Origin of the sequence: Streptomyces sp. NPDC058326 (assembly GCF_042879855.1) — a bacterium.
GTDB lineage: Bacteria > Actinomycetota > Actinomycetes > Streptomycetales > Streptomycetaceae > Streptomyces.
On sequence record NZ_JBHVZO010000002.1, the window covers coordinates 412,815 to 425,504 of the forward strand.

The 12,690-nt window shown below is 71.9% G+C and carries 11 protein-coding genes; all 11 read left to right on the top strand.

What is annotated here, in order from left to right:
• Positions 1-22: 22 nt before the first annotated feature.
• The 11 genes from ACFVYX_RS04675 (at position 23) to ACFVYX_RS04725 (ending at position 12,604) form a co-directional block, all read left to right on the top strand.
• Positions 23-952: an ABC transporter permease gene (locus tag ACFVYX_RS04675; protein ID WP_389679835.1), complete on the top strand. Its 930-nt coding sequence runs from the start codon at positions 23-25 to the stop codon at positions 950-952.
• A complete protein-coding gene (locus ACFVYX_RS04680) occupies positions 945-1,730 on the top strand; it encodes an ABC transporter ATP-binding protein (protein WP_389679836.1) in 786 nt (261 codons plus the stop codon). Before ACFVYX_RS04675 ends, ACFVYX_RS04680 begins: the two co-directional genes overlap by 8 nt.
• A 283-nt stretch (positions 1,731-2,013) precedes the next feature.
• Entirely contained in the window at positions 2,014-2,661 is a 648-nt protein-coding gene (locus tag ACFVYX_RS04685; protein WP_389679837.1) for a TetR/AcrR family transcriptional regulator, read from the top strand.
• A gap of 314 nt (positions 2,662-2,975) precedes the next feature.
• On the top strand, positions 2,976-3,887 hold the full coding sequence (gene hpnC / locus ACFVYX_RS04690) for a squalene synthase HpnC (protein WP_389679838.1): 912 nt from the start codon (positions 2,976-2,978) through the stop codon (positions 3,885-3,887).
• Positions 3,884-4,834, top strand: coding sequence for a presqualene diphosphate synthase HpnD (gene hpnD, locus ACFVYX_RS04695; RefSeq protein ID WP_389679839.1), 951 nt, complete (start codon positions 3,884-3,886; stop codon positions 4,832-4,834). Before hpnC ends, hpnD begins: the two co-directional genes overlap by 4 nt.
• A gap of 82 nt (positions 4,835-4,916) precedes the next feature.
• The gene (hpnE, locus tag ACFVYX_RS04700) at positions 4,917-6,317 is read left to right on the top strand and encodes a hydroxysqualene dehydroxylase HpnE (RefSeq protein WP_389679840.1); all 1,401 of its coding nucleotides are present in this window, start codon (positions 4,917-4,919) and stop codon (positions 6,315-6,317) included.
• Positions 6,314-7,414: a polyprenyl synthetase family protein gene (locus ACFVYX_RS04705; RefSeq protein WP_389679841.1), complete on the top strand. Its 1,101-nt coding sequence runs from the start codon at positions 6,314-6,316 to the stop codon at positions 7,412-7,414. The genes hpnE and ACFVYX_RS04705 overlap by 4 nt, the downstream gene beginning before the upstream one ends.
• Before the next feature lie 107 nt (positions 7,415-7,521).
• Positions 7,522-9,507 (top strand): squalene--hopene cyclase, encoded by a 1,986-nt coding sequence (gene shc, locus ACFVYX_RS04710; RefSeq protein ID WP_389679842.1) that lies wholly within the window; start codon positions 7,522-7,524, stop codon positions 9,505-9,507.
• Complete coding sequence (locus ACFVYX_RS04715) at positions 9,507-10,181, top strand: 1-hydroxy-2-methyl-2-butenyl 4-diphosphate reductase (protein WP_389679843.1); 675 nt, start codon at positions 9,507-9,509, stop codon at positions 10,179-10,181. Before shc ends, ACFVYX_RS04715 begins: the two co-directional genes overlap by 1 nt.
• Before the next feature lie 7 nt (positions 10,182-10,188).
• Complete coding sequence (gene hpnH, locus ACFVYX_RS04720; protein ID WP_030313699.1) at positions 10,189-11,211, top strand: adenosyl-hopene transferase HpnH; 1,023 nt, start codon at positions 10,189-10,191, stop codon at positions 11,209-11,211.
• A gap of 7 nt (positions 11,212-11,218) precedes the next feature.
• On the top strand, positions 11,219-12,604 hold the full coding sequence (locus ACFVYX_RS04725; RefSeq protein ID WP_389679844.1) for an aspartate aminotransferase family protein: 1,386 nt from the start codon (positions 11,219-11,221) through the stop codon (positions 12,602-12,604).
• Positions 12,605-12,690: the final 86 nt, after the last annotated feature.

Here is a 12,690-nt window from a genome sequence, read left to right on the forward strand (position 1 = left end):
CTTGAACACGAAAGTTTCGACTGTGAGTGACACACACCAGGGCGGGGCGGTCGCGACGAGCGCGCCCCCGTCCGTCGACGAGGGCCTGGCCCCGGCCGCGCTGGCCGCGAAGTACGGCCTCTCCGTCAGCGGCGCCCGGCCCGGGCTGTTCGAGTACGTCCGCGAGCTGTGGAGCCGCCGCCACTTCATCCTGGCCTTCTCCTCCGCCAAGCTGACCGCCCAGTACAGCCAGGCGAAGCTCGGCCAGGTGTGGCAGGTGGCGACCCCGCTGCTCAACGCCCTGGTCTACTACCTGATCTTCGGGCTGATCCTCGGCGCGGGACAGGGGATGCCCAAGGACGTCTACATCCCCTTCCTGGTCACCGGCATCTTCGTGTTCACCTTCACCCAGAGCTCGGTCATGGCCGGCGTCCGGGCGATCTCGGGGAACCTCGGCCTCGTCCGCGCCCTGCACTTCCCGCGGGCCAGCCTCCCGATCTCCTTCTCGCTCCAGCAGCTCCAGCAGCTGCTGTTCTCGATGATCGTCCTCGTCGCGATCGTGATCTCCTTCGGCAGCTACCCCTCCCTCCGGTGGCTGCTGGTGATCCCGGCGCTCTTCCTGCACTTCGTGTTCAACGTGGGCCTGGCGATGATCGTGGCCAGGCTTGGTTCCAAGACGCCCGACCTCGCCCAGCTGATGCCGTTCATCATGCGGACCTGGTTGTACGCGTCCGGCGTCATGTTCTCGATCCCGGTGATGCTCGCCGACAAGCCGGCCTGGATCGCCGACATCCTCATGTACAACCCGGCGGCGGTCTACATGGACCTGATCCGCTTCGCGCTCATCGACAGCTACAGCGCGAGCAACCTGCCGGACCACGTCTGGATGACCGCCCTCGCCTGGGCGCTCGTCGTCGGCATCGGCGGTTTCGTCTACTTCTGGAAGGCCGAGGAGAGGTACGGCCGTGGCTGACACGAACGAGGGCAAGGTCCCCACCGTCATCTGCGACGACGTCCACATCGTCTACCGGGTCAACACCGGTGGCGGGGGCAAGGGCAGCGCCACGGCGGCGCTCAGCCGGATCGTCGGCCGCGGCAAGGCCGAGGTCACCCGGGGCGTCCGCAAGGTCCACGCGGTCCGCGGTGTCACCTTCACCGCCTACCGGGGCGAGGCCATCGGCCTGATCGGCTCCAACGGCTCCGGCAAGTCGACGCTGCTGCGCGCCATCGCCGGCCTGCTGCCCACCGAGACCGGCAAGGTCTTCACCGACGGACAGCCCTCGCTCCTGGGCGTCAACGCGGCACTGATGAACGACCTCACGGGCGAGCGCAACGTGATCCTGGGCGGCCTCGCCATGGGCATGAGCCGCGAGGAGGTCCGCGAGCGGTACGAGGGGATCGTCGACTTCTCCGGCATCAACGAGAAGGGCGACTTCATCAGCCTGCCCATGCGCACGTACTCCTCCGGCATGGGCGCCCGGCTCCGTTTCGCCATCGCGGCGGCCAAGAACCACGACGTCCTCCTCATCGACGAGGCGCTGGCGACCGGTGACCGCAAGTTCCAGATCCGCTCCGAGGAGCGGATCCGCGAGCTCCGCAAGGAGGCCGGCACGGTCTTCCTGGTGAGCCACAGCAACAAGTCCATCCGGGACACCTGCGACCGGGTGCTCTGGCTGGAGAAGGGGCAGCTCCTCATGGACGGCCCCACGGACGAGGTCCTCAAGGCCTACGAGCGGGAGACCGCCCGCTAGGGCCTGTCTGACAATTCCCGCCGGGTCCGGCCCGCCCGGCACGCACGCTCGCCGCACGGCCGAAACGCCCAAGTAGCTCCGCTACGAGGGCGTCCCGGCCGCACGCCGATCGCACGCACCGAACGACCCGGCCTGATCCGGCGCGAAATTGTCAGACAGGCCCTAGCCCCGCCGCCCGCGCCGCCCGCACCGCCCCCACTCACCGGTGGGGGCGGTTCCGGTTTCCGCGCGTCCTGCCGTCACCTGGAATGTTCATGCGGTAAACATCGGGCAGGATGAGCCCATGGCAGCGATCTCGGGGGGAAAGACCTACCACCACGGCGATCTGCGCAACGCGCTGATCTGCGCGGCCGTCGGCCTCGCCACCGAGGGCGGCCCCGAGCGGGTCGTCCTGCGCGAGGCGGCCCGCCGGGTCGGCGTCTCGCCCACCGCCGCCTACCGGCACTTCGACGGACGCGGCGAACTCCTCCGCACCGTCAGGGCCCACGCCCGCCGGGAGCTCGCCGCCTCCATGGAGCAGGCCGCCGCCCGCGAGCCGGGCGCCGACGACCCCGCGCTCGCGGCCGAGCGACGGGTCGCCGCCCTCTGCCGGGGATACGTCGGCTTCGCCGTCGAGCAGCCCGGCCTCTACCGGGCCGCGTTCTGTGCCCCCCGCACCGCCGACGAGGCCGAACCGGCACCGGAGCGAGAGACCGCCGAGCCCGAGGTCCGTGCGTTCACCCTGCTCAGGGAGGCACTCGAAGCGCTCGCCCGGTGCGGCGCGGCTCGGTGCGGAGCCCGTCCCGCCACCGGCGCCGCCGCGTGGTCCGCCGTGCACGGGCTGTCACTCCTCCTGGTCGACGGGCCCCTTCGCCGTCTCTCCGCACAGGGCAGGAACGTCGCCGTCGAGGCGACCCTCGCCATGGTGGTCTCCGGCATGCGCGCCGTCTGAGTCATCCCCTTGGTTCGAACTCCCTTGCAGCGCGGGCGGGTTGGCGACTCGTACGGGTGACCTTGTCCGCGTCCGCCACCCCGGAATGGCGACGGCCGTCGTACAACGTAAGCTGGACCGGTCTGTTTCGCGGCAAGTAGGGCGATACTCCACGACCATCGGGCCCCCGGGCGGCGGCTCTACGGGCAGGGGTCGGCGGCGTGTCCGAAATAGGATGGATTGGATCGGCAGTGTAGAACGGGAGACGTGACGGCCATGACGCAGAATCTCCAGCTCCACGAGGGTGTCGCCGTCCCTCCGTCGGGCAGTGACCTGTGACGGACACCGGGCGGGCGCGCCCCGACGCCTCCTCACGCGCCACACTGGGCAAGGCCGCGGACGAGAACTTCCCCGTGGCCCCCTTCTTCCTGCCCCGGGCCTGGCGCGACGACCTCATGGCCGTCTACGGCTTCGCCCGCCTCGTCGACGACATCGGCGACGGCGACCTCGCTCCCGGCGGCGCCGACGCCCGCCACCTCGGCGTCGGCCCCGAGACCGCCGAGGACCGGCTCGCCCTCCTCGACGCCTTCGAGGCCGACATCCGCCGCGTCTTCGACGGCACCCCCCGTCACCCCCTGCTCCAGGCCCTCCAGCCAACCGTCCGGCGCTGTCGGCTGACCCCGGAGCCCTTCCTCGGCCTGATCGCCGCCAACCGCCAGGACCAGCTGGTCAGCCGCTACGAGACGTACGACGACCTCCTCGCGTACTGCGAGCTCTCCGCCAACCCCATCGGCCGGCTCGTCCTCGCGATCACCGGCACCGACACCCCCGAGCGGATCAGGCGCTCCGACGAGATCTGCACCGCCCTCCAGATCGTCGAGCACCTCCAGGACGTCGCCGAGGACCTCGGCCGCGACCGGATCTATCTGCCCGCCGAGGACCTCAAGCGGTTCCACGTCACCGAGGCCGACCTCGCGCACCCCACCGCGGGAGCCTCCACACGCGCCCTGATCGCCTTCGAGGCGGGGCGGGCCCGCGAGCTGCTCCACGCGGGCCTGCCGCTCGTCGGCAGCGTCCACGGCCGGCTCCGCCTCCTCCTCGCGGGCTTCACCGCAGGGGGACTCGCGGCGCTCGACGCGATCACCGACGCCGGATACGACGTGCTCGCGGGCGCACCGAAATCCACCAAGCCGAGCCTGATGCGCCAGGTGGGAGCGGTACTGCTCCGGGCGCGGAGAGAGGGGTGAGCGCGACCGTGGAGGCACAGCCCCAGCCGTCCGCACCGGTACAGGCCGCCTACAGCTACTGCGAGGCGGTCACCGGACAGCAGGCACGCAACTTCGCCTACGGGATCCGGCTGCTGCCGACCGAGAAGCGCCAGACCATGTCCGCGCTCTACGCGTTCTCCCGGCGCGTCGACGACATCGGAGACGGCACGCTCGCCCCCGGAGTCAAGCAGGAACGCCTGGAGGCCACCCGCGCCCTGCTCGACCGGGTCCGGGCTGGCGAGGTCGACGAGGACGACACCGACCCCGTGGCCGTCGCCCTCGCCGACTCTGCCCGACGCTTCCGGATCCCGCTCGGCGGCCTCGACGAACTCATCGACGGCGTCCTCATGGACGTCCACGGCGCGAGCTTCGAGACCTGGGACGACCTCAAGGTCTACTGCCGCTGCGTCGCCGGGGCGATCGGCCGGCTCTCCCTCGGCGTCTTCGGCACCCAGCCCGGCGCCCTGGGCGCCGACCGCGCCCCCGAGTACGCCGACACCCTCGGCCTGGCGCTCCAACTCACCAACATCCTCAGGGACGTACGGGAGGACGCGGGTAACGGGCGGACCTATCTCCCCGCCGACGACCTCGCCAAGTTCGGCTGCGGCGACGGCTTCCGGGGCGCCACCCCGCCCGCCGGCGCCGATTTCGAAGGCCTCGTCCACTTCGAAGTGCGGCGCGCCCGCGCCCTGTTCGCCGAGGGCTACCGACTGCTTCCCCTGCTCGACCGGCGCAGCGGCGCCTGCGTCGCCGCCATGGCCGGCATCTACCGCCGCCTCCTCGACCGGATCGAGCGCGACCCCGGGGCCGTGCTGCGCGGCCGTGTCTCGCTGCCGGGCCGCGAGAAGGCGTACGTCGCGGTGCGGGGCCTCTCCGGCCTCGACACCCGCCACATCGCCCGCCGCGCCGTCAGGGGGCGTGCCTGATGCGCCCCCGCGCCGCCGCCCACCGGGCAACCCCGGGCGCCGCCCCGGCGTCCCTGCCCGCGACGACCCGAACGGAGGCCGTGTGACCCACGACGGAACCGAGCAGCACGCCCGGCAGCCCCACGCCGTCGTCGTCGGCGGCGGGCTCGCCGGAATCACCGCCGCGCTCCAGCTCGCCGGCGCCGGAGTCGGCGTCACCCTCCTCGAAGGCCGGCCGCGGCTCGGTGGACTCGCCTTCTCCTTCCGCCGCGGCGACCTCACCGTCGACAACGGCCAGCACGTCTATCTGCGCTGCTGCACCGCCTACCGCTGGTTCCTCGACCGGATCGACGGAACCCGGCTCGCCCCCCTCCAGGACCGCCTCGACGTCCCCGTCCTCGACGTCGCCCACCCGCGCGGACCCCGGCTCGGCCGGATCCGCCGCGACAACCTCCCCGTACCGCTGCACCTCGCGCGCACCCTCGCCACCTACCCGCACCTCTCCCTCGCCGAGCGTGCGTCCGTCGGCCGGGCCGCCCTCGCCCTGAAGAAGCTCGACCCCGCCGACCCCGCGCTCGACGGCGTCGACTTCGGCACCTGGCTCGGCCGGCACGGACAGTCCCCCCGGGCCGTCGAGGCCCTCTGGGACCTGATCGGCATCCCCACCCTGAACGCCCCCGCCCCCGAGGCCTCCATGGGACTCGCCGCGATGGTCTTCAAGACCGCGCTCCTCACCGAGCCCGGCGCCGCCGACATCGGCTGGGCCCACGTCCCGCTCGGCGAACTCCATGACACCCGCGCCGCGAAGGAGCTCGACGCCCTCGGCGTCCGCACCCTGCTCCGCACCAAGGCGGAGCGGATCTCCCGTACGGACGAAGGACGCTGGGCCGTCGACGTACCCGGCGAGACGATCACGGCGGACGCCGTCGTCCTCGCCGTACCGCAGCAGGAGACCCACGGTCTGCTGCCCGAGGGCGCCCTCGACGACGCCGACCGGCTCCTCGACATCACCGTCGCCCCCATCCTCAACCTGCACGTCGTCTACGACCGCAAGGTGCTCAAGCGGCCGTTCTTCACCACGCTCGGCTCCCCGGTGCAGTGGGTCTTCGACCGCACCGACTCCTCCGGGCTCACCGGCGGAGGCCAGTACCTCGCCGTCTCCCAGTCCGCCGCCCAGGACGAGATCGACGAACCCGTCGCCGCCCTGCGCGCGAAGTACCTCCCCGAGCTGGAGCGGCTGCTGCCCGCCGCCCGGGGCGCCGGGGTCCGCGACTTCTTCGTCACCAGGGAGCGGACGGCCACGTTCGCCCCCACCCCGGGCGTCGGCCGGCTCCGCCCCGGCGCCCGCACCCAGGCCCCGGGGCTCTACCTGGCCGGCGCCTGGACCGCCACCGGCTGGCCCGCGACCATGGAGGGTGCCGTCCGCAGCGGATTCAGCGCGGCGGGTGCCGCGCTCTCCGCCCTCGGCCGCCGCCATGACCATCCGCTGCAGGAGGCGGTATGAGTGTGAGTACCGGAACAAGAGGAGAGACCGTGCCGACTGTGCCGCCGGGTAATCCGGCCGTCGACACCGCGGACGTGTCCGCACTGCTTGAGCGGGGGCGGACCCTGTCCACCCCCGTACTGCGGGCGGCCGTCGACCGCCTCGCGCCGCCCATGGACACCGTGGCCGCCTACCACTTCGGCTGGATCGACGCCGAGGGCAATCCCGCGGACGGCGACGGAGGCAAGGCCGTCCGCCCCGCGCTCGCCCTGCTGTCGGCCGAGGCCGCGGGCGCCGCACCCGAGGTCGGCGTCCCCGGCGCCGTCGCCGTGGAACTCGTCCACAACTTCTCGCTGCTGCACGACGACCTGATGGACGGGGACGAGCAGCGCCGCCACCGCGACACCGTGTGGAAGGTGCACGGACCCGCGCAGGCCATCCTCGTCGGCGACGCCCTGTTCGCCCTCGCCAACGAGCTGCTCCTGGAGCTCGGCACCGTCGAGGCGGGCCGGGCCACCCGCCGGCTCACCACGGCCTCCCGCAAGCTCATCGACGGCCAGGCCCAGGACATCTCGTACGAGCACCGCGAGCGGGTCACCGTCGAGGAGTGCCTGGAGATGGAGGGCAACAAGACGGGCGCCCTGCTCGCCTGCGCCGTCTCCATCGGCGCCGTGCTCGGCGGGGCCGACGACCGCACCGCCGACAAGCTGGAGGAGTACGGCTACCACCTCGGCCTCGCCTTCCAGGCCGTCGACGACCTCCTCGGCATCTGGGGCGACCCGGAGGCCACCGGCAAGCAGACCTGGAGCGACCTGCGGCAGCGCAAGAAGTCCCTGCCGGTCGTCGCCGCACTCGCCGCCGGCGGCGAGGCCTCCGAGCGGCTCGGCGAACTCCTCGCCGCGGACGCCAAGTCCAACGACTTCGACAGCTTCTCCGAGGAGGAGTTCGCCTTCCGGGCGGCCCTCATCGAGGAGGCCGGAGGACGCGAGTGGACCTCCCAGGAGGCCCGCCGGCAGCACGCCGTCGCGATCGAGGCCCTGCACGAGGTGGACATGCCTGCCCGCGTACGGGCGCAGCTCACCGCGCTCGCCGACTTCGTGGTCGTACGGAAGAGATGATCACCATCACCCTGATATGAGTTCGCGGTCGCCGGCCGGTGCCACCCGGCGCCGGCCGACGGCAGACCCGTAGAAGCAGATGCAACCGACTGCGCAAAGGGGAAGCCATGACAGCGACGACCGACGGAAGCGCCGGGGGCATGAGCCCCCTGGCAGCCGCGGCCAGCACGACGCACGACACCGGCGCCGCCGCGCCGGACCTCGACGAAGCCGCCGCCCGGGCCGCGGAGCGGGCCGTCGAGCACCTGCTCGCCCGACAGGACCCCGAGGGCTGGTGGAAGGGCGACCTGGAGACCAACGTCACCATGGACGCCGAGGACCTCCTCCTCCGCCAGTTCCTCGGCATCCTCGACGCCGACACCACCCGCGCCGCGGCCCTCCACATCCGCCGCGAACAGCGCGAGGACGGCGCCTGGGCCACCTTCTACGGCGGACCCGGCGAGGTCTCCGCCACCGTCGAGGCCTATGTCGCCCTGCGCCTCGCCGGAGACCCGCCCGAGGCCCCGCACATGGCCCGCGCCGCCGCCTGGGTCCGCGCCGGGGGAGGCATCGCCGCCGCCCGGGTCTTCACCCGGATCTGGCTCGCCCTCTTCGGCTGGTGGCGCTGGGAGGACCTGCCCGAGCTGCCACCGGAACTGCTCTTCCTCCCCAAGTGGTTCCCGCTCAACATCTACGACTTCGGCTGCTGGGCCCGGCAGACGATCGTGCCGCTCACCGTCGTCTCCGCGAAGCGACCGGTCCGCCCGGCCCCCTTCCCGCTCGACGAGCTGCACACCGACCCGGCCCGGCCGAACCCGCCCCGCCCCCTCGCCCCGGCGACCGGCTGGGACGGGATCTTCCAGCGGCTCGACAAGGCACTGCACGCCTACCACCGGCTGGCGCCGCGCTCCCTGCGCAGGACCGCCATGAACATCGCCGCGCGCTGGATCATCGAGCGCCAGGAGAACGACGGCTGCTGGGGCGGCATCCAGCCCCCCGCCGTCTACTCGGTCATCGCCCTCCACCTCCTCGGCTACGACATCGAACACCCCGTCATGCGCGCCGGCCTCGAGTCGCTCGACCGGTTCGCCGTGTGGCGCGAGGACGGCTCGCGGATGATCGAGGCCTGCCAGTCGCCCGTGTGGGACACCTGCCTCGCCACGATCGCGCTCGCCGACGCGGGGCTCCCGCCGGACCACCCGGCCCTGGTGAAGGCCGTCGACTGGATGCTCGACGAGGAGATCACCCGGCCCGGGGACTGGGCGGTCCGGCGGCCAGGACTTCCGCCCGGCGGCTGGGCGTTCGAGTTCCACAACGACAACTACCCCGACATCGACGACACCGCCGAAGTGGTGCTGGCCCTGCGCCGGGTCAGACACCCCGAGCCCGCACGGGTGGAGGCGGCCGTCGCCCGGGGCGCCCGCTGGACCCTCGGCATGCAGTCGCGGGGCGGGGCCTGGGGCGCCTTCGACGCAGACAACACCAGCGCCTTTCCCAACAGACTGCCCTTCTGCGACTTCGGAGAGGTGATCGACCCGCCCTCCGCCGACGTCACCGCCCACGTCGTGGAGATGCTGGCGTACGAGGGCCTCGCCCAGGATCCCCGGACCCGCGCGGGCGTCCAGTGGCTGCTCGCCCACCAGGAGCCGAACGGTGCCTGGTTCGGCCGCTGGGGCGTCAACCACGTGTACGGCACCGGCTCGGTGCTCCCGGCGCTCACCGCAGCCGGGCTGCCCTTCTCCCACCCGGCGATCCGCCGGGCCGTCCACTGGCTCGGATCCACCCAGAACGAGGACGGGGGCTGGGGCGAGGACCTCCGCTCCTACACGGACCCGACATGGATCGGACGCGGCGCCTCCACCGCCTCCCAGACCGCGTGGGCGCTGATCGCCCTCCTCGCGGCGGGGGAGCGGGACTCCGAGCCCGTACGGCGGGGCGTGGCCTGGCTCGCCGGGACCCAACGCGAGGACGGCTCCTGGGACGAGCCGTACTTCACCGGCACCGGCTTCCCCTGGGACTTCTCGATCAACTACCACCTCTACCGCCAGGTGTTCCCCCTCACGGCGCTCGGACGCTACGTGTACGGGGAGCCCGCGCCCGGCAAGGAGCGCTGATGGGGCGCGAGCCGGGCCCCGCCGCCCCGCCGCCGCTGCTCATCGCCTGCGCGCTCGGCATCGAGCAGCTCGCCCTGCGCAGCGGGGAGCGCGGCGGCGCCCCAGGGCCTGTGACCGTGCTCCGTACGGGCATGGGACCCGACCGGGCCCGCCGGGCGGTCTCCCGGTCGCTCGGCGAGGAGCGGTGGCGGGACGCCGCCGTCATCGCCTCGGGCTTCTGCGCGGGGCTCGCCCCCGGGATGCACCCGGGGGACCTGGTCGTCGCCGACGAGGCCCGCGGGCCCGACGGCACGACCCTCTGCACCGGGACCGAGCTCCTGGTGAAGGCGCTGGCCAGGGCGGTGCCGGGGCGGGCCGTGCATACCGGGCCGCTGACCGGCTCCGACCACGTGGTGCGCGGCCCCGAGCGGGCCGCGCTGCGGGCGACCGGGGCGATCGCCGTCGACATGGAGTCCGCCGCGACGCTCCTCACCGCCCGGGAAGCCTTCTCCGGCGTCGGTGGCGGGCCGGACGCCCGCCCGGTTGCGGCCGTCCGGGTGGTCGTGGACGCTCCAGAACATGAACTGGTGCGGATCGGCACGGTACGCGGGGGAATATCGGCCTTCCGCGTTCTTCGTGCCGTCCTTCCCGCTTTCTTCGAATGGCACCGTTCTTTGCTGCTCCCCAGGAGGTGAGCGAGTTATGGCCATGCCGCTGCGTCAGTCCATCAGGGTCGGGACCTACCTCTTCGAACAGAAGCTCCGCAAGCGCGAGAAGTTCCCGCTGATCGTCGAGCTCGAGCCGCTCTTCGCGTGCAACCTCAAGTGCGAGGGCTGCGGAAAGATCCAGCACCCGGCGGGAGTCCTCAAGCAGCGCATGCCGGTCGCCCAGGCGGTCGGCGCGGTCCTCGAGTCCGGCGCCCCCATGGTGTCCATCGCGGGCGGCGAGCCCCTGATGCACCCTCAGATCGACGAGATCGTGCGCCAGCTGGTGGCGAAGAGGAAGTACGTCTTCCTCTGCACCAACGCGATGCTGCTGCGCAAGAAGCTGGAGAACTTCACCCCCTCGCCGTACTTCGCCTTCGCCGTCCACATCGACGGCCTGCGGGAGCGGCACGACGAATCCGTCGCCAAGGAGGGGGTGTTCGACGAGGCGGTGGCGGCCATCAAGGAGGCCAAGCGGCGCGGATTCCGCGTCACCACCAATTCGACCTTCTTCAACACCGACACCCCGCAGACGATCATCGAGGTCCTCAATTACCTCAACGACGACCTCCAGGTCGACGAGATGATGATCTCGCCCGCCTACGCGTACGAGAAGGCCCCCGACCAGGAGCACTTCCTCGGCGTGGAGCAGACCCGCGAACTCTTCAAGAAGGCCTTCGCCGGCGGAAACCGGCGCCGCTGGCGGCTCAACCACTCGCCGCTCTTCCTGGACTTCCTGGAAGGAAAGGCGGACTTCCCCTGCACCGCCTGGGCCATTCCGAACTACTCGCTCTTCGGCTGGCAGCGCCCCTGCTATCTGATGAGCGACGGATACGTCCCCACGTACCGCGAACTCATCGAGGACACCGACTGGGACAAGTACGGCCGCGGCAAGGACCCCCGCTGCGCCAACTGCATGGCGCACTGCGGCTACGAGCCCACCGCCGTCCTCGCCACCATGGGCTCCCTCAAGGAGTCCCTGCGCGCGGTGCGGGAGACCGTCTCGGGGAACAACGGGTGAGTGCCTCATGACAGGCGAGTTCGACCTGCGGGCGCTGCTCGCCGAGCGCGGCGGCGAGCGGTACGAGCTGCACGCCAGGTACCTCAACCACCAGCTGCCGCGCATGCTCCACACCATCGGCTTCGACAAGGTGTACGAGCGGGCTGAGGGCGCCCACTTCTGGGACGCCGACGGCGTCGACCACCTCGACATGCTCGCCGGCTTCGGCGTGATGGGCCTCGGACGGCACCACCCCGTCGTCCGCAAGGCCCTCCACGACGTCCTGGACGCCCAGCTCGCCGACCTCACCCGCTTCGACTGCCAGCCGCTGCCCGGACTCCTCGCCGAGCGGCTCCTGGCCCACAGCCCGCACCTGGACCGGGTCTTCTTCGGCAACAGCGGCACGGAGGCCGTGGAGACCGCCCTGAAGTTCGCCCGGTACGCCACCGGGCGGCCCAGGGTGCTCTACTGCTCCCACGCCTTCCACGGCCTCACCACCGGCTCCCTCTCCGTCAACGGGGAGAAGGGCTTCCGGGACGGCTTCGCCCCGCTCCTGCCCGACACGGCGATCGAGCTGGGCGACCTCGACGCCCTGGAGCGGGAGCTGCGCGGGGGCGACGTGGCCGCCTTCGTCGTCGAACCCATCCAGGGCAAGGGGGTCCACGAGTCCCCGCCGGGCTTCCTCCGCGCCGCCCAGGAGCTGCTCCACCGGCACGGGGCCCTGCTGATCGCCGACGAGGTGCAGACCGGCCTCGGCAGGACGGGCGACTTCTACGCGTACCAGCACGAGGAGGGCGTCGAACCCGACCTGGTCTGTGTCGCCAAGGCACTCTCCGGCGGCTACGTCCCGGTCGGCGCCACCCTCGGCAAGGACTGGATCTTCAAGAAGGTCTACTCGTCGATGGACCGGGTCCTGGTCCACTCGGCGAGCTTCGGATCGAACGCGCAGGCCATGGCGGCCGGGCTCGCCGTCCTCTCGGTCATGGAGGACGAGGGGACGGTCGCGCACGCCCGCCGGATCGGCGACCTGCTCTCCGGACGTCTGAAGGAGCTCGTGCCCCGGTACGAGCTGCTGCACGAGATCCGCGGGCGCGGTCTGATGATCGGGATCGAGTTCGGCCGGCCGTCCTCGCTCGGCCTGCGCGGGCGCTGGACGATGCTCCAGGCGGCCCGCAAGGGCCTCTTCGCCCAGATGGTCGTCGTCCCGCTGCTCCAGCGGCACCGGATCCTCACCCAGGTCTCGGGTGACCATCTGGAGGTGATCAAGCTGATCCCGCCGCTGATCATCGACGAGGCGGACGTGGACCGGTTCGTCACCGCCTTCACGGCGGTGATGGACGACGCCCATGGCGGCGGCGGGCTCCTGTGGGACTTCGGGAGGACCCTGGTCAAGCAGGCGGTCGCGCAGCGCTGAGCGCGGATCTCCGGCTGTCGAGCGGGATCCCCGGGCTTTTGCCTCTGAGGCAAGAAATTTGCCTCAGAGGCACGATGCTGGCGGAA

What these genes read in the sequence shown, in the direction of transcription:
- ACFVYX_RS04685 (WP_389679837.1), top strand. Translation starts at nt 2,014, where the DNA reads ATGGCAGCGATCTCGGGGGGAAAGACCTACCACCACGGCGATCTGCGC.
- ACFVYX_RS04705 (WP_389679841.1), top strand. Translation starts at nt 6,314, where the DNA reads ATGAGTGTGAGTACCGGAACAAGAGGAGAGACCGTGCCGACTGTGCCG.
- shc (WP_389679842.1), top strand. Translation starts at nt 7,522, where the DNA reads ATGACAGCGACGACCGACGGAAGCGCCGGGGGCATGAGCCCCCTGGCA.
- ACFVYX_RS04715 (WP_389679843.1), top strand. Translation starts at nt 9,507, where the DNA reads ATGGGGCGCGAGCCGGGCCCCGCCGCCCCGCCGCCGCTGCTCATCGCC.
- hpnH (WP_030313699.1), top strand. Translation starts at nt 10,189, where the DNA reads ATGGCCATGCCGCTGCGTCAGTCCATCAGGGTCGGGACCTACCTCTTC.
- ACFVYX_RS04725 (WP_389679844.1), top strand. Translation starts at nt 11,219, where the DNA reads ATGACAGGCGAGTTCGACCTGCGGGCGCTGCTCGCCGAGCGCGGCGGC.